17 protein-coding genes are annotated in these 21,801 nt (G+C 64.9%); 11 read left to right on the top strand and 6 right to left on the bottom strand.

What is annotated here, in order from left to right:
• Nucleotides 1-271: 271 nt before the first annotated feature.
• Nucleotides 272-1,231, bottom strand: coding sequence for an NAD(P)-dependent oxidoreductase (locus HAP48_RS13670; protein WP_338029003.1), 960 nt, complete (start codon nucleotides 1,229-1,231; stop codon nucleotides 272-274).
• Nucleotides 1,216-2,022, bottom strand: a complete 807-nt coding sequence (locus tag HAP48_RS13675; RefSeq protein ID WP_166213360.1) for an N-acyl homoserine lactonase family protein — start codon at nucleotides 2,020-2,022, stop codon at nucleotides 1,216-1,218. The genes HAP48_RS13670 and HAP48_RS13675 overlap by 16 nt, the downstream gene beginning before the upstream one ends.
• Before the next feature lie 515 nt (nucleotides 2,023-2,537).
• On the opposite strand from HAP48_RS13675, the gene HAP48_RS13680 reads away from it, so the two are divergent.
• The 4 genes from HAP48_RS13680 to HAP48_RS13695 all read left to right on the top strand — a co-directional run bounded on the left by HAP48_RS13680 (nucleotide 2,538) and on the right by HAP48_RS13695 (nucleotide 9,295).
• The gene (locus HAP48_RS13680; RefSeq protein ID WP_166213359.1) at nucleotides 2,538-4,118 is read left to right on the top strand and encodes a caspase family protein; all 1,581 of its coding nucleotides are present in this window, start codon (nucleotides 2,538-2,540) and stop codon (nucleotides 4,116-4,118) included.
• A gap of 142 nt (nucleotides 4,119-4,260) precedes the next feature.
• The gene (locus tag HAP48_RS13685; protein WP_166213358.1) at nucleotides 4,261-4,914 is read left to right on the top strand and encodes an OmpA family protein; all 654 of its coding nucleotides are present in this window, start codon (nucleotides 4,261-4,263) and stop codon (nucleotides 4,912-4,914) included.
• A gap of 298 nt (nucleotides 4,915-5,212) precedes the next feature.
• On the top strand, nucleotides 5,213-6,130 hold the full coding sequence (locus HAP48_RS13690) for an efflux RND transporter periplasmic adaptor subunit (RefSeq protein ID WP_166213357.1): 918 nt from the start codon (nucleotides 5,213-5,215) through the stop codon (nucleotides 6,128-6,130).
• Between the two features lie 12 nt (nucleotides 6,131-6,142).
• Nucleotides 6,143-9,295 carry an efflux RND transporter permease subunit gene (locus HAP48_RS13695; RefSeq protein WP_166213356.1) on the top strand — a complete coding sequence of 1,051 codons (3,153 nt, stop codon included), beginning with the start codon at nucleotides 6,143-6,145 and terminating at the stop codon, nucleotides 9,293-9,295.
• A 359-nt stretch (nucleotides 9,296-9,654) separates the two neighbouring features.
• Here HAP48_RS13695 and HAP48_RS13700 read toward each other — a convergent pair whose 3' ends face one another.
• A complete protein-coding gene (locus HAP48_RS13700) occupies nucleotides 9,655-10,290 on the bottom strand; it encodes a pyridoxamine 5'-phosphate oxidase family protein (protein ID WP_166213355.1) in 636 nt (211 codons plus the stop codon).
• Here HAP48_RS13700 and HAP48_RS13705 point away from each other — a divergent pair.
• Nucleotides 10,289-10,702, top strand: a complete 414-nt coding sequence (locus tag HAP48_RS13705) for a hypothetical protein (protein ID WP_166213354.1) — start codon at nucleotides 10,289-10,291, stop codon at nucleotides 10,700-10,702. The two genes, HAP48_RS13700 and HAP48_RS13705, sit on opposite strands and share 2 nt — an antisense overlap.
• Here the strand turns inward: HAP48_RS13705 and HAP48_RS13710 are convergent.
• A complete protein-coding gene (locus HAP48_RS13710) occupies nucleotides 10,699-11,373 on the bottom strand; it encodes a Crp/Fnr family transcriptional regulator (RefSeq protein ID WP_166213353.1) in 675 nt (224 codons plus the stop codon). The genes HAP48_RS13705 and HAP48_RS13710 overlap by 4 nt on opposite strands.
• Nucleotides 11,374-11,584: 211 nt before the next feature.
• On the opposite strand from HAP48_RS13710, the gene HAP48_RS13715 reads away from it, so the two are divergent.
• The 4 genes from HAP48_RS13715 to HAP48_RS13730 all read left to right on the top strand — a co-directional run bounded on the left by HAP48_RS13715 (nucleotide 11,585) and on the right by HAP48_RS13730 (nucleotide 17,320).
• Entirely contained in the window at nucleotides 11,585-13,660 is a 2,076-nt protein-coding gene (locus HAP48_RS13715; protein WP_166213352.1) for an AsmA family protein, read from the top strand.
• Between the two features lie 133 nt (nucleotides 13,661-13,793).
• Entirely contained in the window at nucleotides 13,794-16,229 is a 2,436-nt protein-coding gene (locus HAP48_RS13720; RefSeq protein WP_166213351.1) for an adenylate/guanylate cyclase domain-containing protein, read from the top strand.
• A gap of 356 nt (nucleotides 16,230-16,585) precedes the next feature.
• Nucleotides 16,586-16,795 carry a cold-shock protein gene (locus HAP48_RS13725; protein WP_029084280.1) on the top strand — a complete coding sequence of 70 codons (210 nt, stop codon included), beginning with the start codon at nucleotides 16,586-16,588 and terminating at the stop codon, nucleotides 16,793-16,795.
• A 279-nt stretch (nucleotides 16,796-17,074) separates the two neighbouring features.
• On the top strand, nucleotides 17,075-17,320 hold the full coding sequence (locus HAP48_RS13730) for a hypothetical protein (protein WP_029084279.1): 246 nt from the start codon (nucleotides 17,075-17,077) through the stop codon (nucleotides 17,318-17,320).
• A 730-nt stretch (nucleotides 17,321-18,050) separates the two neighbouring features.
• On the opposite strand, the gene HAP48_RS13735 is transcribed toward HAP48_RS13730, so the two are convergent.
• Both HAP48_RS13735 and HAP48_RS13740 read right to left on the bottom strand, forming a co-directional pair.
• Nucleotides 18,051-18,656, bottom strand: coding sequence for a helicase-related protein (locus tag HAP48_RS13735; RefSeq protein WP_166213350.1), 606 nt, complete (start codon nucleotides 18,654-18,656; stop codon nucleotides 18,051-18,053).
• Between the two features lie 83 nt (nucleotides 18,657-18,739).
• Complete coding sequence (locus HAP48_RS13740; protein ID WP_210292839.1) at nucleotides 18,740-19,255, bottom strand: DNA methyltransferase; 516 nt, start codon at nucleotides 19,253-19,255, stop codon at nucleotides 18,740-18,742.
• A gap of 436 nt (nucleotides 19,256-19,691) precedes the next feature.
• Between HAP48_RS13740 and HAP48_RS13745 the strand changes: the two genes are divergently transcribed.
• Both HAP48_RS13745 and HAP48_RS13750 read left to right on the top strand, forming a co-directional pair.
• Nucleotides 19,692-20,651 (top strand): alpha/beta fold hydrolase, encoded by a 960-nt coding sequence (locus tag HAP48_RS13745; protein WP_166213349.1) that lies wholly within the window; start codon nucleotides 19,692-19,694, stop codon nucleotides 20,649-20,651.
• Nucleotides 20,652-20,658: 7 nt separating this feature from the next.
• Entirely contained in the window at nucleotides 20,659-21,537 is an 879-nt protein-coding gene (locus tag HAP48_RS13750; RefSeq protein ID WP_166213348.1) for an efflux RND transporter periplasmic adaptor subunit, read from the top strand.
• Nucleotides 21,538-21,801: the final 264 nt, after the last annotated feature.

Here is a 21,801-nt window from a genome sequence, read left to right on the forward strand (position 1 = left end):
GGCGAAAACCAGGACCCATACTCCGCGGCCGGTGTTGTGAAGGCGAATCGTCGTTCCAGCGAAGCGCAACGAGCGACATTTGTGGTAATGGGTCTCGGCTTTCGCCAGGACGACGCTGGGGGTTGGCTTCGCGCCCCGCCCTACGCAGCTCTATCTCCCCGTCATTCCGGGGCGTGCGAAGCACGAACCCGGAATCCATTCATCCGCAAGTAAGTGGCTCAATGGATTCCGGGCTCTCGCTTCGCGAGCCCCGGAATGACGACGGAGGGAATTACGCCCCGCCGATATGCTTCGCAATCACCGGGAAGTAATTGTCCTTCGATCCCTTGTCGATCGCCTCCTGCAACACCGTGCCAATCAGCTCCGCGCCGCGGATCTTGATGCCGGCATCGGCCGCGAGCTCCAGTGCGTAGGACAAATCCTTCAGTGCATATTCAGTCGAGAACGCGCGCTCCGGAAACACGCCTGGCACGATCGCCTTCATGCCGTGGTTACGCAGCGCAAAGCTGTCGGCCGAGCCCTTCGACAGGGTATCGAGCAAAAGCTTCGGATCGACGCCATTGTGCTTCGCCACCGCGACGGCCTCGGACAGCGCGTTCACGGTCTCGAACAGCACCATGTTGTTGAGGATTTTTGTCACCTGCCCGGCACCGACGTCGCCGCAATGGGTGACGTCGGTGGCAAAGCAGCGGATCAACGGCTCGATCGCGGCATAGAGCGCGGGCTCCGCGCCGACCATCACGCTGAGCGTGCCGTCCTGCGCTGCCTGCCGGGTGCGCGCGATCGGCGCGTCCGCCCAGGCCGCGCCTTTGGCCTGCAACTGCCCGGCGAAATCGCGGGTCTGGCTGACCGACGACGTGCCGAGATCGACCACCACCTGGCCGCTCCTCGCATGCTTCAAGACGCCGTCGCCCTCGAACACCGCGCGCACATGCTTGGCGCTCGGCAGGCAGAGGAACAGCACGTCGCTCTGCCTGACGACATCGGCGACCGTCTCAGCCACCTCGGCGCCGTCGGCGCGCAAGCGCTGCAGCGGTTCGGCCGACAGGTCGAACACCACGACGCGCTTGCCGCTCTTCCTGACCAGGTTGCGGCAAATCGGCTCACCCATCACGCCGAGGCCGATGAACCCGAGAGTTTTGGTGTCAGTCATACCGTTTCTTCTTTTTGACGTTTCTTGAGGTGCTGTGGACGCGCCTCGCCGAACCGGCGAGGCTATTTCGCGAACGATCGCGACGGCGCCAGATGCAGCGCGAACGCATCGACCTTGTCGCTGGCGCGCGGATAGATCTCGCTGACGATCGGATCGTGGCCGGGGATGAAGCGGTCCGGATGCCCGGCGAGCCGCTCGACGGTCTCCCAGCCCTGCGCCATGTCGCCGACATTGTAGACGATCGGGAACGGGCTGCGCTTGTGCAGGTTGGCATAGTAATGCGCGGCGTCGGATGCCAGCACGACCGGACCGCGCGCGGTCTCGACCCGCACCACCTGCAGGCCGTCGGAATGGCCGCCGACCCGATGCACGGTGACGCCGGGCGCGATTTCGCCGTCGCCGGAATGGAAGGTGACGCGCTCGCCATAGACGTGACGCACCATCTGCGTGACGTGTTCAATGGAGAACGGATGGCGCAGCATGCCGTTGCACATGCAGCGGCCGGTCGCGTAGCTCATCTCGCGTTCCTGCAGATGGAATCTGGCGTTCGGGAAGCGGTCGAGATTGCCGGCGTGGTCATAATGCAGATGGGTGACGATGACGTCGCGGATCGCATCCGCGCTGACGCCGAAGCCGGCCAGCGCATCAACCGGATTGAGCGTCAGCTTGCGGGCGCGCGCCTTGGCCTCCTCGGCATTGAAGCCGGTATCGACCAGAATGTCGCGTCCGTGGCCGCGGACCAGCCAGACGAAATAATCGAGATCCTGCGCGGTGGTGTCGTGCGGATCGGGCACCAGGAAGTTGAGGTGGGGCGTGCGCGGCGACATCGTCGCATAGCGCAGGGCGTAGATTTCGTAGGCGTTTCCCATCGGTTTCGCTCTTGTTTGCGTGGCTTGTTTTGCTTTGAAGGCTTGTTATGCACGGCTTGCCGTCCCGGACACAAAGCCATCGCACCGCGCAAAGGTCAAACCGCGCGAAGTGCGACGAGCGCACAAAAGGGGGCGAGCGCCTCTGTGAGTGCAATCACATTATCCGGTCGCAGGAACCCGCACCATGCCACGACGGCGATGGCGGCCATGATCGCGGCTGTTGCACTGCGGCCTCGCCACCACTGCCGCGATTAGCGATGGCGCCGCAAGCCGTTGACGGGGGTTTGGCCGTGGTTTGATAATGGGTTTTCGCCCAAGCGTTTTCGAGCGAAGCCTGTCCCGCACTTGATGCGGGATGGCCACCGCTTCGCGTCAAGAAAACGCGTCAAAACAAGAATCTAGAGCCCCGTTCCGATTTCCATCGGAACGGAAATGGCTCTAGAGTAAGGTCCCCGAGGCGCAGGCTCGAAGCGGCGCCATTTCATTGGAAGCCGCGATCTGGATTTGCCGCGATTATGAAAATCCGCCTTGCCTTGCTCGCCACGCTGATCTTTTCAATCGCGTCGCCGACCCTGTCCTTCGCCGCCGGCGACCGCTTCGCGCTGGTGATCGGCAACGCAAAATATCCCGACGCCGACGCGCCGCTGAAGGAACCGATCAACGACGCGCGTGACGTCGCCGACGAGCTCAAGCGCGACGGCTTCACCGTCGAGGTCGGCGAGAACCTGACCGGCGACGGCATGCGCCGCGCCTTCGAAAGGCTCTACGGCAGGATCAAGCCGGGCTCGGTCGCCCTGGTCTTCTTCTCGGGCTACGGCATCCAGTCGAACCGGCAGAGCTACATGATCCCGGTCGATGCCCAGATCTGGGCCGAGGCCGACGTCCGCCGCGACGGTTTCAGCCTCGAGACCGTGCTCGGCGAGATCAACAGCCGCGGCGCCGGGGTGAAGATCGCCCTGGTCGACGCCTCGAGGCGCAACCCGTTCGAGCGCCGTTTCCGCAGCTTCTCGGCGGGGCTCGCCCCGGTGATCGCGCCCAACGGTACGCTGGTGATGTATTCGGCGGCACTGTCGTCCGTCATCTCGGACAATGGCAACGACCACAGCCTGTTCGTGCGGGAACTCCTGAAGGAGATCCGCACCCCCGACCTGATGGCGGAGGAAACGCTGAACCGCACCCGCGTCGGCGTCACCCGGGCCTCGCGCCAGGAACAGGTGCCGTGGATCTCCTCGTCGCTGGCCGAGGACTTCTCGTTCATTCCAGGCGGCGCAGCCATTCCAGGCGGCGCAGCCAGTCCAGGCGGCGCGGCGGGGCCGTCGACCGCTGCACCGGCTCCCGCGCCTGCCGCATCGCCGTCGCCCGAGGTGGCAGCCGCACCACCGGTTTCACCTCCGCCGGCGCCGCCCGCGGCAACGCCGACGCCACCAGCGGCGACCGCGCCGACGCCGGCACCAGCGCCGCCAAAGGCGCCCGTCGCCACCGCGCCGACCTCGACGCCGCCCCCGCCAAAGGCGCCCGAGATCGCCCTGCCGCCGCCTGCGCCTCCCCCGCCGGTGGTGATCCAGCCGACGCCGGCGCCAAGCAGTTCGCCTGTGCTTGCCGACGATCCGACGATCAAGAGCCTGAGCGAAAAGCTGGACAAGAACCCTGATGATGCGGCGGCGCTGTACCGCCGCGGCCAGGTCTATGCCAGCAAGGGTGCCTACGACCTCGCGGTGAAGGATTTCACCAATTCGCTGCGGCTGAACCCGAAGGACGTCGAGGCCTATAACAACCGCTGCTGGGTCCGCACCGTGATCGGCGACCTGCAGGCGGCGCTGAAGGACTGCAACGAGGCGCTGCGGCTGCGTCCGAATTTCGTCGATGCGCTCGACAGCCGCGGGCTGATGAACCTGAAGGGCGGGCAGAACAAGAACGCGATCGCCGATTTCGACGCCGCGCTGAAGATCAACCCGCGGCTGACCTCGTCGCTGTACGGGCGCGGCCTTGCCAAGAAGCGCAACGGATCGGTCGCGGAAGGCGATCTCGACATCGCCAACGCCAAGGCGATGGATCCGAATATCGTCAAGGAATTCGCCGACTACGGCGTGCAATGACCCATCGAACGAGGCCTGCCCGCCGCTCGAACCGCTGATGGAATTGCGCGACTAATCAGAGGGTGCGTGCCGGCTGCCGCTGCCGGCAATCAATCTGAATAATTACCTGGAACCGCGCCAGCTCGCGCAGGAGGGGACCGAGATGTTCAAACCGTCGGCAAAGGCCGCGATCTTTTCAATCATGACCGCCGGCGCCGTGCTGTCGTTCGGCATGACCGCCGTCCGCGCCGGTGACAACGTCACCGAGGACCAGATCATCAAGGCGCTGACGCCCGAGAAGAAGTCGCTGACCCGCGGCCTGTCGGCCGGCCCGCAGACCACCTCGCCCGAGCTGAACGCCGACCAGGCCAAATTCGTGCAGAGCGTCCGCGGCCGCGCCACCCGCTCGCTGTCCTCGGCCGAACGCGAGGAAATCGCGACCATCGTCCAGGACAAGCCCAAGATCGATCTCGAGATCAACTTCGATTACAACTCCGCCGACATCAGCGCCAAGTCGCTGGCGTCGGTGCAGGCGCTTGGCCGCGCCCTGACCAATCAGGATCTGAAGGGCTCGACCTTCGTGGTCGCCGGCCACACTGACGCCGCCGGCGGCGAGGAGTACAATCAGGGCCTCTCGGAGCGCCGCGCCGACGCCATCAAGCGCTATCTCGTCGACAAATACGGCATCAACGGCACCGATCTCGTCACCGTCGGCTATGGCAAGAGCAAGCTGAAGGACCCGGGCCACCCGATGGCCGACGTCAACCGGCGCGTGCAGGTCGTGAACATGGAAAACAAGGCCACCGCCTCCAAGTGACCTCCAAGCGATCTGGAAGCGATGGGCGTGGCGGACCGCCTTTTTGAGGTTACAATGCGTCCCGCACCCCGGCGGGGCGCATTTGCTTTTGGGTCAATGCTTTGGACCAAGGTCCAAAGCGGCCCACACGTGACCCGCCTCACATGACGTCAGGGCATGATCCCCAACAATGGACACCGGCCTTTCGCATGCTCAGACAATATGATGGCGGGCGGGATGAGACTTCGACGAGCGCCCATGGCGCGACACGTTCTGGCGCGACAAGTTCTGGCGCGACAAGTTCTGGATTGATCCGGTGATGAATTTTTCCCAGTACCTCAAGCCTGCGCTCGGCACGCTGTTTGTCATCATCCTCGCTGTCGCCTATTACGCCTTCGAGCACCGCTCCCATCCGGAGGAGAAGGAGACGCCGGGCCAGGCGCTGGTGGTGGTGACGAAGTCGACCAATGCCTGCTTCTCCGACATGGTCCGCGTGACCGGCTTCATCGTGCCGCGCCGCGAGGCGCAGGTGAATGTCGACCAGGACGGCTCCAAGGTCACCGACGTGCTGGTCCGCGAGGGCGACACCGTGACCGAGAACCAGGAACTGGCGCGGCTGACCCCGCCGCCGCAGCAGGCCGCCCAGGGCAATGCCAAGCCGATCGTGCTGCGCGCTCCGGCGGCCGGCCTCGTCACCGAGGTGCGCACCGCACCGGGCGCGCCGGCCTCGCCGCAGGCGCCGCCGATGTTCAGGATATCGATCAACAACGAGATCGAGCTCGACGCCGAGGTGCCGGGCTTCCAGCTGCTGAAGCTCAACCCCGGCGCCAATGTCCGGATCAGCCGCGACGATGCGCCCGACATGGTCGGCAAGGTCCGCCTGATCTCGCCGCAGATCGACCGCGCCACCCAGCTCGGGCATGTCCGCATCACCATCAACAACAATCCGACGCTGAAGGTCGGCATGTTCGCGCGCGCCAATATCGACGCCAAGCGCTCCTGCGGCGTCGCGGTGCCGCGCACCGCGATCGACCGCCTGACCTTGCAGGTCGTCAAGGGCAACACGGTCGAGACCCGCAGGGTGCGCGTCGGGCTGACCTCCGACACCTCGACCGAAATCCTTGAAGGCCTCGACGTCGGCGAAATCGTCGTGGCCGATGCTGGCACCTCGCTGCATGACGGCGACCAGATCAAGACCATGTTCGCCGACGAACTCGATCGCACTCGGACACGGTAATCGGGCACGCTAATGGCTTTGAACATCTCGGCATGGTCGATCCGGAACCCGCTTCCCTCGATCGTCTTCTCGATCATCCTGCTCGTGCTGGGCTATGTCTCCTTCACCAAGCTCGCGGTGACGCGGCTGCCGAGCGCCGACATTCCGGTGATCTCGGTCGCGGTCTCGCAATTCGGCGCCGCGCCGTCCGAACTTGAGTCGCAGGTCACCAAGACGATCGAAGACGGCGTCTCCGGCGTCGAGGGCGTGCGCCATATCTCGTCCTCGATCACCGACGGCCTGTCGGTGACCACGATCCAGTTCGCGCTGGAGACCAACACCGACCGCGCGCTCAACGACGTCAAGGACGCCGTGACGCGGGTCCGCGCCAACCTGCCGCAGAACGTCACCGAGCCCTTGATCCAGCGCGTCGACGTCATCGGCCTGCCGATCGTGACTTATGCCGCGATCTCGCCCGGCAAGACGCCGGAGCAGCTCTCCTATTTCGTCGACGACGTGGTCAAGCGCGCGCTGCAGGGCGTTCGCGGCGTCGCCCAAGTCGAGCGCATCGGCGGTGTCGAGCGCGAGATCCTGGTCTCGCTCGATCCGGACAAGCTGCAGGCGGTGGGGCTCACCGCGGTCAATGTCAGCCAGATCCTGCGCGGCACCAATGTCGACGTCGCCGGTGGCCGCGCCGAGATCGGCAAGAACGACCAGGCGATCCGGACGCTGGCCGGCGCCAAGACGCTGAACGAGCTTGCCGGCACGATGATTCCGCTGTTCGGCGGCGGCGAAATCCGGCTCGACGACCTCGGCACCGTCACCGACACCATCGCCGACCGGCGCACTTTCGCCCGCTTCAACGGCGAACCGGTGGTCGCGCTCGGCATCAAGCGCTCCAAGGGCGCCAGCGACGTGGTGGTCGCGGCCGCGGTGCAGAAGCGGATCGACGCGCTCAAGGTGGCCTATCCCGACGTCGACCTCAAGCTGATCGACACCTCGGTCGAGTTCACCAAGGGCAATTACGAAGCCGCGATCTCGACCCTGTTCGAGGGCGCGATCCTCGCCGTCATCATCGTGCTGCTGTTCCTGCGCGATATCAGGGCCACCATCATCGCGGCGGTCTCGCTGCCGCTGTCGATCTTCCCGGCATTCTGGGCGATGGACCTGCTCGGCTTCTCGCTCAACCTGGTCTCTTTCCTCGCCATCACGCTGTCGACCGGTATTCTGGTCGACGACGCCATCGTCGAGATCGAGAACATCGTCCGCCACATGCGGATGGGCAAGTCGCCCTATCGTGCCGCGCTTGAAGCGGCCGACGAGATCGGCCTTGCGGTGATCGCGATCTCGCTCACCATCATCGCGATCTTCGCGCCGGCGAGCTTCATGTCGGGGATCGCCGGACAGTTCTTCAAGCAGTTCGGCATCACCGTGTCGGTGCAGGTGTTCTTCTCGCTGCTCGCCGCGCGCTTCGTGACGCCGGTGCTGGCCGCCTATTTTCTCAAGCACCACGACCACGACGACCCGCCGCCCGGCCCCATCCTGCGCGGCTATCACAGCCTCGTCGCCTGGTCGGTGAAGCACCATTACGTCACCGTGCTGATCGGCTTTGCGGTCTTTGCCGCGTCGATCTGGAGCATCACGCTGCTGCCGCAGGGCTTCCTGCCCGCGCAGGACACCGCGCGCTCGCTGCTCGCGATGGAGCTGCCGCCCGGCTCGCAGCTCGCCTACACCGAGAAGGTGACCGAGGAAATCGTGGCTCGCTTGCGCAAGCGGCCCGAGGTGAGAAGCATCTTCGTCGACGGCGGCCGCGTGCCGCCGGGCACGCAAGAAGTGCGCCGCGCCGCGCTGATCATCAACTACACGCCGAAGGCCGACCGCAAGATCACCCAGCGCGAGCTCGAGCTATCGATCGGCAAGGAGCTCGAGAACGTTCCCGATATCAGATTCTGGTTCCTCGACGAGAACGGCCTGCGCGCCATCTCGCTCGTCGTCACCGGCACCGACAGCAACATCGTCAACAACGTCGCGAGCGAACTGGCGACGCAGATGAAGCGGATCCCGATCATCGCCAACGTGATCTCGGAGACCGCACTCGACCGGCCCGAGTTGCGCATCCGTCCGCGCGCCGAGCTCGCGGCGCGGCTCGGCGTCTCGACCGAGAGCCTGTCGCAGACCATCCGCGTCGCCACCATCGGCGACGTCGGCCCGGCGCTGGCCAAGTTCGACGCCGGCGACCGCCAGGTGCCGATCCGCGTCCAGCTCGAGGACAATGCGCGCAGCGACCTGCAGATGCTCGAGCAGTTGCGCGTGCCGCTCGGCCAGCGTGGCGAACGCGGCGGCGTGCCGCTGTCCGTGGTCGCCGACATCCAGCTCGATCAGGGCCCGACCAGCATCAACCGCTACGACCGCGAGCGGCAGGCCACCGTCGCCGCCGATCTGGTCGGCAATGCCGCGCTCGGCGACGCCACCAAGCTGATCTACGACCTGCCGGTCATGAAGAGCCTGCCCAAGGGCGTGAAGGTCAGCCCGTCCGGCGACGCCGAGAGCCTCGCCGAACTGTCCGACGGCTTCGCCACCGCGATCACCGCCGGCCTGATGATGGTCTATGCCGTGCTGGTGCTGCTGTTCGGCACCTTCCTGCAGCCGATCACCATCCTGTTCTCGCTGCCGCTCTCGATCGGCGGTGCGATCGGCGCGCTGCTCTTGACCGGCAAGCAGCTCACCACACCGGTGTGGATCGGCATCCTGATGCTAATGGGCATCGTCACCAAGAACGCCATCATGCTGGTGGAGTTCGCGGTGGAGGCGATCCGCGACGGCAAGGCGCGCGAAGACGCCATGATCGACGCCGGCATGAAGCGCGCCCGCCCGATCGTGATGACCACGATCGCGATGGCCGCCGGCATGATGCCGTCGGCCCTTGCGTTCGGCGCCGGCGGCGAATTCCGCTCGCCGATGGCGCTCGCGGTGATCGGCGGCCTGATCTTCTCGACCGTGCTGTCGCTGGTGTTCGTGCCGGCGATGTTCATGGTGATGGACGATATCGGCAGCCTGATCTGGCGCTTCGGCAAGCGGCTCGTCGTCTCGCACGCCGACCACGAGCTGACCCCGAGCGAGCACCCGGCCGACGAGGCCAAGAAGCCGCCCGGCCCGCCGAGCATGATCTCACCTGCCGCGGAGTGAGCCGAGATCGCGCCTCGCTGGTGGTGGGGCTAGAGCCAGATCACGAACCGAGCATCGGACTCCGCTTCACCTCGCCCCGCGTGCGGGGAGAGGTCGAAACTCAAGCGCAGCTTGAGTTTCGGGTGACGGGGACTCACCGCGCACTCCCCTGCATTGAATTTGAGGAGGCAGCCCCTCACCCCAACCCTCTCCCCGTAAGAACGGGGCGAGAGAGCGCAGCGCCGTCATGGCTGCTGTTCGAGATAATCACGTCAAGCCCGAAAGCATGATCCGGAAAAGTGCGAAGCGGTTTTCCGAAAAGATCATGCTCAAACAAAGAGCTAAAGCGCGATGACGATTCAACCCAATCTCATCGCGGTCTAGTAAAGTCTCGTGCGATAGGCTTCTTCCATCGCCTTCTCGGCGACATCGACCTCGACGGCGGCGGTCTGCTCGGCGATGATCCGGCCCAGCGTCGGGAAACTGTGGCGCTCGACCTGCGTGGCGGGATTCCAGAGCTTTGAGCGCATCAGCGCCTTGCCGCAATGGAAGTAGGTCTCATCGACATGCACCTTCACGCCGATGATCGGCGTGACGTTCTGCACCGTGAGCGGGGTCAGCAGATCCGGCTCCTGCGAGATCTCCGCCCGCCCGTTGACGCGCAACGTCTCGTTGATGCCGGGCACCAGGAAGATCAGCCCGACCCCGGGCGAGGCCAGGATATTGCCGAACGTATCGACCCGGTTGTTGCCGCGCCGGTCCGGGATCAGCAGCGTCTTGTTGTCGATCACGGAGACGAAGCCCGGCGCATCACCGCGCGGACTGGCGTCGGCATGGCCCTTGCCGTCGCTGGTGGCGATGATGAGGAACGGCGACAGTGCGATGAAATCGCGGCAGAACTTGTCGAGATGATTGAGGACCTTCTTCTCCGCGAGCGGGCTCACTTGCCCGAAATGCGCGCGCAGATCCTCCTGCGACTTGACCGGCGGCTTGCCGTCCGTGTTCTGGCTGTCCATGACCGACTCCCTTTGGTCGGTCTATACCACGTCGATGCCTGAATTGATGCCCGCTGCGGCGCATGCGGGCTTCAGCCGCAGTGCTTTTCTCGACGATTCTACCGCTCTGCAGAGCGATGACGCGGTCGCGCCGACGGCGAGGAACGCAAAACCCCTGCGGTCAACGGGAATAGACCGCAGGGGTTTGCTGGTGGATGGCGTGAGGCCAGCAAGGCTGGGTGTCACCCCAAGAACCGGCTGCAATGAAAGCGACTCCGGCCTGTTCCCGCAAGCAAGTCTTTTGGGCAGGAGAAGCAGCGCGCGCGAGACATTCGCGGCCCTCGCGCGCGCGTTGCAGGCAATTCGCTTAGCTTCTCGTTTGACGCGTTTTCTTTACGCGAACCGGTATCCACTTCGCTCGAAAACGCTCTAGTCGTTGCGCGCGACCGCCGTCAGCTTGGTCATGTTGTGCAGCATGATGCGGCCGCGCTGCAGGTCGACGATGCCGTCCCTGCGCCAGGTCTGCAGCTGCCGGTTGACGCTTTCGCGCGCGGCGCCGACGAAGATGCCGAGCTGTTCCTGCGAGATGTGCACCTCGGAGCCGAAATCCTCGGCCAGTGCGCACAGCCGGCGTGCGAGGCGGACCGGCAACGGCTGCAGCACGGATTCTTCCATCCGCTCGCTCTGCCAGCGGATGCGCTGGCACAACAATTCGATCAGCCTGACCGCGACCTTCGGTTCACGCTCGAGGAAGCTGAGGAAATCCTCCCGCCGAAGCACGAACAATTCGCTGGCTTCGCCCGCGGTCGCGTCCGCGGTGCGATCCTGACCGTCGAGGACGGCGACTTCGCCGAACAGATCGCCGGATCCCATGAAGTTCAGCGTGAGCCGGCTGCCGTCGGAGGCCCCGGTCTCGATCCGGATCTGGCCGCGGCGGACCCCAAACAGGGCGTCGCCGGGATCGCCTTTCTGGAACAACACCTCGCCGGCCGAGAGCTGCTGGGTGTGGCAGAGGCCCGAAAGCCGCTGCAACTCGTCCGCACCGAGATCGGCGAACATCGGGTTCATCTTCAGAATGACCGCAAATTCGGCCTGTTTGTTCATTGTACTGCCTTCCAAATCGATCCAAGCAGTCCCCGACGCTCGGTTAGCAAAAATCACCCTCATGGGAGTGTGTGAGAGGTCACATAAGTTCATGCTGGTAACGGATTATTTTTCGCCTCATTGGAGCGAGGTCCCGTTTGCGGGATAATCTCGTGCGATCGGCCGTGTTTTTCTGCGGCGGAACCCCGCTTGCCCGGCCTGGAACGACGACATGAGAGCACTGAGATTTGCCGGGGCCGCCATTGCTGCCGTGATTGTGATCATCGCGCTGGTGGCGGCGGTCGGGATTCCGACCTCCTACCTCACCTCCGGTATCACCGAGCGGGTCGAGCGTGAGACCGGCTACAAGCTCGCGATCAATGGCGGCGCCAAGATTGGCCTCTGGCCGACCGTCAATGTGACGCTGAACGACGTCGTGTTGCAGGACCCGCGGGAGCGCGAGGTCAACAACCGGTTCGCTGCCGCCAGTGTCGAAGCCGAGATGACGCTGTCGAGCCTGTGGTCGGGCCGGCCCGATATCACCGACCTCATCATCGTCAAGCCTGTGATCAACCTGCCGCTGCAGCGCGAGCGCACCCGCGACCACAATCCGCCGGCGAAGTCTGCCGCGTCCGACAATGGCGGCATCACGATCCGGCATGTCAGCGTCAGCGGCGGCACCATCGTGTTTTCCAATGTGCGCGATCGGGTCGAGAACCGGATCGAGACGCTCAACGCCGACGCGACCATCGCCGCCGACCGCAAGATCGTGGTCACGGGTGACGCGCGCGCAAGCGACAAGCCGCTGAAGTTCGAGATCCGCGCGACCAAACCGCAAGCGCCGCTGGAGCGTCAGAGCGTGCCGGCCGAGTTCAACATCGATGCGCCGGGCCTGTTGCCCGCGGCGATCAAGGCGAATGCCGAGTTGAGGTTGAACGGCACGGTCGTGATGTTCAACGGCGTGTCCGGCACGCTCGGTGACGGCGGCTTCACCGGCTGGGCCTCGGTCGACTTCGCCAGCAACAAGCCGCTGGTGAAGCTCGATCTCGACTTCCAGCGCATTGCGATCGCGATGACGCCGAGCCAGTCCGGCACAACGCAGCCCTTGGGCACGAACAGCTGGAGCAACGCCTCGATCGACCTTGGCGGGCTCAACTATGTCGACGCGCAGGCGCGCATCTCGGCGGCCGAGCTCGTGATCGGCGACGGCCGCTTCGCGTCGGCAGCGATCGATGCCTCGGTCGACAGCGGCGTGCTCAAGGGGCGGCTCACCAATCTCGGCGCCTATGAGGGCACCGCCAATGGCGATCTCACGATCGACGCGAGGGGCGCGGCTCCAACCTACGCGCTGCGGCTCGACCTTGCCGGGGTGCGCGCGCTGCCGGTGCTGAAGAGCCTCGCCGAGTTCGACAAGCTCGACGGACGCATGCAGGCCAAGATCGCGCTCACCTCGCAGGGCGGAAGCGAGCGCGCCATCGTCGGCAATCTCGGCGGCACCGCCTTCGTCGTGTTCCAGGACGGCAAGATCATCGGCCTCAACATCGCGCAGATGATCCGCAGCCTCACCACCAGCACCTTGTCGGGCTGGCAGGAAAGTGAGGAGCTTTCGACCGATCTCAGCCAGCTCTCGGCGTCGTTCAAGATCGACAAGGGCCAGGCCGTCACCACCGATCTCAATCTGATCGGCCCGCTGGTGAAGATGAGCGGGGTCGGCACCGTCGACCTCAACACCAGGCAGATCGGGTTTCGCGTCGAGCCGCAGCTCGTGATGACCACCGAAGGCCAGGGCCGCGCCGGCAATCCGGTCGGCCTCGGCATTCCCGTGATGGTCGAGGGCCCCTGGGTCAGCCCGCGGATCTATCCGGAGATGCAGGGCATCCTCGACAATCCCGAGGCCGCCTATGCCAAGCTGAAGGAAATGGGCAAGGGCCTGTTCGGCGCGAATGGCCAAGGTCTGACCCAAGGTCTGAACCAAGGCCTCAGCGGGCTGAGCAATCTGCTCAACGGCGCGCAGGGCGGCGGAACCGGCGCAAAGCCCGGCACCGGCCAGCCTCCAGGGGGCGGCGGCCAGAGCAACCCGCTCGGCGGACAGCTTGGCGAGACCATCGGCAACCTGCTGCAGCAGGGCCTCTCCACCATGAACCAGGGCAACGCGTCCCGCCCGAGCCGCAACCTGGCCCCATCAGCGCCCGACGCGCCGCCGGCCGCCGACCAACCCCCGCCGCCCAATCCCCCGCCGGGCACGACCGCCGAGCAGCACGACAATCCGGCGATGAACGACGTGCTGCGCCAGCTGTTCAATCGCTGATTATTCCCGGATATCCCCCGCCAATATCCGGGGCTAACCATGCGACGGGAGGCTCCGCCCTGCCCCGCCGATCCGTGCTAAACAGCGCCGGATGATGCGGCGCACCCGATTGCGAGGGGGCGGACGAGACTGGATGAACGGGGTGACGGACAACGGCAAGATCTGGTTCCTGCGCGGCGGCCTGTTCGCCAAATACGTCCTCGCGCTGGTCGGGCTTGTCGTATTCGTGCTGGCGGTCAACGGCGCGCTGGAGACCTGGATCAGCTACCGCGGCATCAGGAGCACGCTGACCGACGCGATGAGCGAGAAGGCGGACGCCACCGCCAAGCGCATCGAGCAGGCGATCTCCGACCTCGAGCGGCAGATCTCCTGGGTGACCCGCGCCTCCTCCAACACCATCGAGCTGCGCCGCGCCGATTATGCCCAGCTGCTCGGCCAGGTGCCGGCGGTGAGCCAGCTCATGCTGATCAACGGCCAGGGCCGCGAGCTGCTGCGGCTGTCGCGCCAGACCGTCACGCTGAACTCCAACGCCGACTTGTCCCGCGACCCCCGTTTCATCGAGGCAGTGAGCCGCGGCACCGCCTACGCGCCGGCCACTTTCCGCGACGGGCGGCCCTTTATGTCGATCGGCGAGCAGCATTCCGGCTTCAATGCCGGCGTCACCGTGGCCGAGATCGACCTGCGCTTCCTCAGCGACTATTTCGGCGATTCCCAGGTCGGCCGTCTCGCCTTCGCCTATGTCGTCGACGCCAAGGGGCGCGTGCTGGCGAGTTCGTCGAAGGGCCCCGAAGTCGGCAGGGATCTCGCCGCGCTGCCACAGGTCGCAGCAGTGCTGTCGCCCCCCGGCAAGCGGCTCGCCTCCGGTACCGATATCAACGGCGCCGCGGTGCTGACGACAGCGAGCGCGGCACCGAATCTCGGCTGGCACGTGTTTGTCGAGCAGCCGACGTCGCAGGCGCTCTCCCCGATCCGCGACCAGCTGGTGCGCATCGCGCTGCTGATCGCGCTCGGCCTCCTGGTCGCAATCATCGCCGGCACGATTTTGGCGCGCCGCATGCTGGTGCCGATCACAGCGCTGCGCACCGGCGCCCGGCGGCTCGGCGCCGGCGACTTCGGCCATCGCATCGAGGTCAAGACCGCGGACGAGCTGGAAGAGCTTGCCGGGCAATTCAACAGCATGGCCTCGCAGCTTGCGGAAACCTATTCCGACCTCGAATGGAAGGTGAAGGAGCGCACGCGGGATCTCGCGCAATCGATCAACGAGCTGAAGGTGCTGGAGGAGGTCGGCCGCGCAGTGGCGTCCTCGCTCGATCTCAACGCCGTGCTGCCGACGGTCGCCGCCCGCGCACTCGAGATCACCCATGCCGACGCCGTGCTGATCTATGGCTATGACGCGGCACACCGCAGCTTCAACCTGACGCAATCGATCGGCATCGATGCTGAAGCGGAGGGCCGTCATCGCGCGATCGATGCGGCGAACAGCCCGCTTACTGATGCCGCGGCCAATGGCGAGCCGCTGGCCTTCCCCGATCTCGCAGGCGAGGGCGATCATCCGTTGCGCGATGTCGTGGTCGGCGCCGGCTTCCACTCCGTGCTGGTGGTGCCGCTGGTCGACCAGCAGGGCGTGCTCGGTTCGCTGGTGGTGCTGCGCAAGGCGGCGGGCGACTTCCCCGTGAGCCTGATCGGCCTGATGAAGACTTTTGCGCACCAGGCGGTGCTGGCGATGCGCAACGCGCGGCTGTTCACTGAAGTGGACCAGAAGAGCCACGCGCTGGAACAGGCCCATTCCACCGTGCGCGAGCAGGCCGACAAGCTCCGCGAGCAGACCGAGGAGCTCAAGGACTGGAACAAGTCGCTGGAGGCCCGCGTCGAGACCCAGCTTTCCGAGATCGAGCGCATCCGCAAGCTCGAGCGCTTCCTGGCGCCGCAGGTGGCGCAGTTGATCGCCTCCTCCGACAGTCCCGAGGGGCTGCTCGCCAGCCACCGCCGCGAGGTCACCGTGGTGTTCTGCGATCTGCGCGGCTTCACCGCCTTTACCGAGGCGACCGAGCCGGAAGAGGCGATGAACGTGCTGCGCGAATATCACGCGGCGCTCGGCACGTTGATCTTCAAGTATGAGGGCACGCTCGACAAATATGCCGGCGACAGCGTGATGATCCTGTTCAACGCGCCGATCCTGCTCGCAGACCACACGCTGCGCGCGGTGAAGATGGCGCTCGAGATGCGCGACACCATCGGCCCCTTGACCGAGCGCTGGCGCAACCGCGGGCATAGCCTGGGGTTCGGCATCGGCATCGCCGTCGGCTACGCCACGCTCGGCCAGGTCGGCTTCGAGCAGCGGCTGGAATATGCCGCGATCGGCAGCGTCACCAACCTCGCCTCCCGCCTGTGCGGCGATGCCAAGGCCGGCCAGATCGTGGTGAGCCGCCGCGTCTACGGCATCGTCGAGCCCCATGTCGAGGGCCGCGCCATCGACGACCTCGTGCTGAAGGGATTCAATCACCCGATCCTCGCCGCGGAGATTCTGAGCTGGAAGGGTGAGCCGAGCGCGGAGGCGGCGGCGGAGTAGCCGGCGCGCACATCACTCCTCACCGGACGCATCCACCCAATCCCGTCATCCTGAGGAGCCGCGAAGCGGCGTCTCGAAGGATGCACGGCCCCGCTCGTGCCCGTCGACCCTTCGAGACGCCTGCTGCGCAGGCTCATCAGGGTGACGGCTCAACAGCAGCGATCATCCATCGGCGGGAACCCGCTACCGCCGGAACCTTGCATTCGCGGGGAAAGTGTGTATATTCGTCCCATTCGATTAGCCGTTGTGCCTTGTTGAATGGTCAGAACGGCCCTCCTCCAAAGACATCGCCAGTTGAATGGATGTGACGCGCAGTATTGCGCAAAAACGCGCTTACGCGCTTTGGAGAAGAGAAGATGGCGACAGGTACTGTGAAGTGGTTCAACGGCCAGAAGGGCTTTGGTTTCATCGAGCCGAGCGACGGCAGCAAGGATGTGTTCGTTCACATCAGCGCGGTCGAGCGTGCCGGTCTGACTGGCCTCGCTGAAGGACAGAAGGTCTCGTTCGAGCTGAAGACCGACAAGATGCGCGGCAAGACCAGCGCCGAGAATCTTCAGATCGTCTGAGATTCCTGCTTGGGCATGATTTTGGCGGAAAGCGCGACGCGCTTTTCGCTCGCGACAAACGCTAGCGTTTGCGCGGAGATTATGCCGGTTCGTCATTCCACGGATGTACTGGGATGACGTTGCTGCCCGCTCGATCCACCCGGATTGGGCGGGTTTTAGCATGTGCTGTTGCGCGTGATCCCTGAGAACGCTGCGTCGCGCCGTTTGGCGAGACGGCTGCGCCGCGGGACACAGACGCGACGCGCTTGCGCGGGGGATCATGCCCTTGAGAGGATGCCGATGAACGCCAGGAAGCCCGCTCCATCGCCCGCAAGCCTTGCAAGAGCCGACCGCCAGCGGATGGCGGCCGAGGAAGGCGCCCGCGCCATCGCCGAGGTCGAGCGCGACGCGGCCGCGATCCGCAAGAACATGGAGCGGCTGCGCGCGCTGCGCGAAGCGCGCGAGGCCCAGGCCGCCGCCGAGGCCGAACTGGCGCCAGCCCCCATCGCCAAGAAGAAGGCGCGCGTGAAACGCATCGTGCGCTGACGCTGCGCTGTGGCCGCGCTCCCTCCTCGTCGTCCCGGGCAAGCGAAGCGCGACCCGGGACCCATAAACACCGATCTTCGGATTGAACGTGGCTGCGGCCCCAACTCAACGCCACCGCAAGCAGCGGTGGTAATGGGTCCCGGCCCCCGGGCGCAATTGCGCACTAGGCCGGGACGACACCGAATGTGTGGCCGCGTTCCTGATTCAATTTTCAAACAGCGTGAGGATATGCGCTCGCAATCTCGCGGCGCATTGCGCCCGAGTCATGCGATCAACCCACCCTCATTCGTAAGGAGAGGGCGCAGGGAAGGCCGGGCGCCGATTGCACCCGCGGGTCCCGTGCAACAAAAAGCACGGGAGGTAGGACCACAGGTGAAACCGGAACATCCGGCCTTCCCTGCGCAATGGGTTACGGCTTACTTCGTGCTCTTCCCGGTGAGACCGGGCTTTCTTGTCACCGTCTTCAACGAAACGCGTTCGCGTTTCGGAGAGGAGGCACCTGCCACTGGGGCGCCAGAACCACACGACTTCACCGTCCGCCGGCTAACGCGCTTCGTCTCGCGCGCCGCCAGCGTCCATCGCATCCCGCCGCACGTTCGTGACGATCGCGATACGCCCCTCTTGCCGGGCGGGACGGGGGAAGTTGTAGCGGTGAGTTGGGGGAGGCGTCAAGGAGAATTCCGGAAATCAGAACTCATATTTGGAGAATGGCTCCGGCGCACTTCATCGCTCATTGATGCGGATCGACAATCGCCCTGCGAACGTCCTGATCAACTGGACCATGGATCCGTTGGAAATGTCTGGAGTTCCAGTTTTTTTTACTAACCCAAGCAAACCGCTGATCTCGAACAACCGTCCATAAGCCCCCCACGCCGGACAAATCATCTATCATTATCTCGCCGTCCGGCAGAGCAACCGTGCGGTGAAACCTCAGCGAATGATCGGCCGCAGTGTATTGACCAAAACCTAGATGCTCTCGTTGCGCGACGAGCCTACCGTCAACCTCCACAGCTTGAACGCCGTTACGCTGGCGGCGTGTCGCTGTACTTGCCGCGATAATTCCAATCTCGGTCTCAGGAACGTTGAAGCCTTCGTCGAGAGCTCGGCACGTGACGAGCACATCAATCTTTCCGTGGCGATAAGAGGACAGGACTTCTGCACGGTCGCGGAGCGTCATCTTTGAATGATAGACGCCCGCCAACACGTTTGCCGCCGAAAGGACTTCCTGAATGACGCCGCATGCTTCGATATCTTCATGGAAGACGATTGTGCGAGCGCCCTTGTGAGCACCTATGATTCTAAGCGCTAGACGGATGCGGTTGACGCTCAGATTCATCAACCGAGTTCGACGGAGAAGGAGAGCAACAGTCTTTTCGTCGTCAGCTCCGTTACGGCTAACTCCTTAAAGGACTCATTCACTCACGTATGGTGGATGTCGCGTACAGAACATCCTAAGGCGGATAGCCGCTCTCGCGTGACATTGACCCACTGAGCAGGGCTCGGCAACCGAGCCGGGTTATGGCAGATGACATGCTGGCAAAGATGAAGATTTGCAGCACGCTTGAACGCCAAAAGGGCCTCCAAACCAAGCGTAGACATGACTGGCACGCCCGGCTCCCACGAATTCCCGATCTCAATTACTATCGAGCCGTCGTCCGCTAGCATCTCCGACAACTGAGGCGCCAATCCCTTCAACCATTTTAGATACGTATCGCCGGTCTCATTCCCGTATTTTTTTTTGTACACGAGCGGAAAAGGCGGCGATGTGAAGATCAGATTCACTTTGCCGCGCACAGAATCTAGCGCTGCGCCGGCAAGCGCATCTTCGATCCGCCCGACGAGCATCCTGCCGTGCGAAGTTCGATAGACTACATCTACCTTTTTTGCCTTCGCTCGGGGTGCCTGACGACGTTCGTTCTTTGCCCGCATCTTCATAAAAAATGACGCCCCTCAATTGCAGTTTGCAGCAACATTCCTCAACATCTCAAGCGTGCATTTGCACTACGACGTTAGACAGATGTCTAATAGGAAGGATATTTCCGGGTCATATCGACCTGATCGGGCCAAACTAGCCGGTGCGGGAGACGAGGATGTCTGATTCGAAGCAGGGCGTCACGATTGGCGCAGTTTTGGACGGCCAAACTGGTTACCGTTGCGCCGGTCGACAAAGCTTGCGAGCCCGCTTCCTTCATCGCAGCCATTTTTAGTAGTTGAATCTGCGGAGCGCCCCATCACCATCCAGTGAATCCCACTCCCTCCGTGATCACGATCACGACCCTCCCGCCCGTCCCAGGAATAACCCATCCCCCGCGTCGTTCGCGTCATGACGCGACGCGCGGTCGCGTAAACAAGAACAAGCAGGATGGGTTTGATGACGGGTTTGAACGGGACGCCTGAGGCGGCGTCGGTGGTGGCACTGCACTGCTCGCTGGGGTCGGGACGGCAATGGACGAAGCTGGCGGCCGCGCTCGGCGGCTACCGGTTCATGGCCCCGGATATTTCCGGCTATGGCGTTGCTGCCATTGGGCGCGACTGGCCGCGGACGCTGGATGGCGAGATCGCGCTGCTCGAGCCCTGGCTCGCAAAGGCCGAGGGGCCGATCCATCTGATCGGGCATTCCTTTGGCGGGGCGATCGCGTTTCGGCTGGCGACCGCGTCGGCTTACGCGCAGCGCATCTGCAGCCTGACGCTGATCGAGCCGGTGCTTCCCACGCTGTTGCGTGACGGGTCATCACGCAACAGCTCGTCGTTTGAACCGCTTCGCCCTTTCCCGGATCACACGCTGCTCGACTCGCCCGCCGATGCGCGGCTCTACGATCGCTTCGCGCGCACGGCGCAGATCGTGTCGCAGGATGTTTTCGACGGCGCCGTGATGGAGGCGGTCGAGGCGTTCACCGCGTTCTGGGCCGGCTCCGGCCCGCGCGAGCAGTTCTCGCCCAGCGGGCGGCTGCGGATGATCGAGCAGGCCGACAAGCTGCCCTACGATTTCAACGCCGCGCTCGATCTGGACGGGGTGGCGGCCGCCGCCCGCGGCTTGAGGGTGCCGACGCTGCTGCTGTCGGGCGGGCTGTCGCCCCATGTGACGCAGCGCATTGTCGCCAAGCTCGCCCTGCTGATTGATGGCGCCGAGCTGCGGCATCTGCCGGCCGCCGGCCACATGCTGCCGGTGACGCATGCCGAGCGGGTCAACCCGGAGATCCTGCGCCACATCTGGCGCGCCGAGGAGCTGGCGAAGCTGGGGCTGGCGGATGCGGGCGCGGCCGACGCAGCGCAGCCGGCTGGCCCGGCCAGGCCGCATCTGGTATTCAGGAGGCCCTCATTGTGGAAGTAGTCCGCCGATGATTTTGCCTCGCATGCGCGCCTCTGCGCTGACCGCCGCCGCGCTGTTGCTGCTCACCGCCGCGCCCGCGTCCGCCGCGGGCGAGACGGACGCTGTGCCGAAGGGCGCGGCGGTGACGGTGCTGAAGGCCTCAAAATTCTGCTTCGGCAATATCGTCGAGGTGTCCGGCATCGTGCTGCCGCGCGACGAGCAGCAGATCCGGCCCGAACGGTTCGGGCTGAAGGTGGCGGACGTGAATGCCGATCCCGGCGACACCGTCACCGCCGGCCAGGTGCTGGCGAAGCTGACCGACGGCACCAACTCGACCAATATCACCGCGCCGGTGGCGGGCACGATCTCGGCGTCGTCGGCGATCGTCGGCGCGCCGGCCTCCGGCAAGGACGCGCTGTTCTCGATCATCGCCAAGAGCGAGTACGACCTGGTCGGCATGGTGCCGACCCGCGACATCGCCAAGCTGAAGACCGAGCAGACCGCGCGGCTGAAGATCATCGGCGCCGGCGAGGTCGACGGCAAGGTGCGGCGGATCGCGCCGACCATCGAGCCGAACAGCCAGCTCGGCCAGGTGTTCATCGCCATCAGCGCCAACAAGCGGCTGCTGGTGAATTCGAGCGGGCGGGCGCAGATCAAGACCGGGCAGAGCTGCGGCGTCGCGGTGCCGCTGACCGCGATCCTGTATTCCACCGCCGGCACCGTGGTGCAGGTGATCCGCGGCGGCCGGGTCGAGACGCGGCGGGTGGAGACCGGCTTGATGTCGGCCGGCCAGGTCGAGATCCGCGACGGCATCCAGGAAGGCGACATCGTGGTCGCCCGCGCCGGCGCACTGCTGCGCGAAGGCGATCCGGTGCGGCCGGTGGGCGCGAGCGCGGACGCGAAGTAGTGCGAAGAGTGCTCGCGCAGTTTGAGCAGCGATACAGTCGTCAGCGTCGCGCGGCGGCTCCGCGATACGTCTCGCAGCAGAGCAAGCGGCACCCCTCTCCCTAACCCTCTCCCACAAGGGGAGAGGGAACCGTTCCGCTGGTGGCTTCCTTACGCGATCAAGAAACCGAGACAGATGAGCGATGAGCCGCCGCGCGATGTGAGGTGAGCACGCATGTCAGGCTCCCTCCCCCCTTGTGGGGGAGGGTTGGGGAGAGGGGTTCTC

It is taken from the genome of Bradyrhizobium septentrionale, assembly GCF_011516645.4.
Classification (GTDB): domain Bacteria; phylum Pseudomonadota; class Alphaproteobacteria; order Rhizobiales; family Xanthobacteraceae; genus Bradyrhizobium; species Bradyrhizobium septentrionale.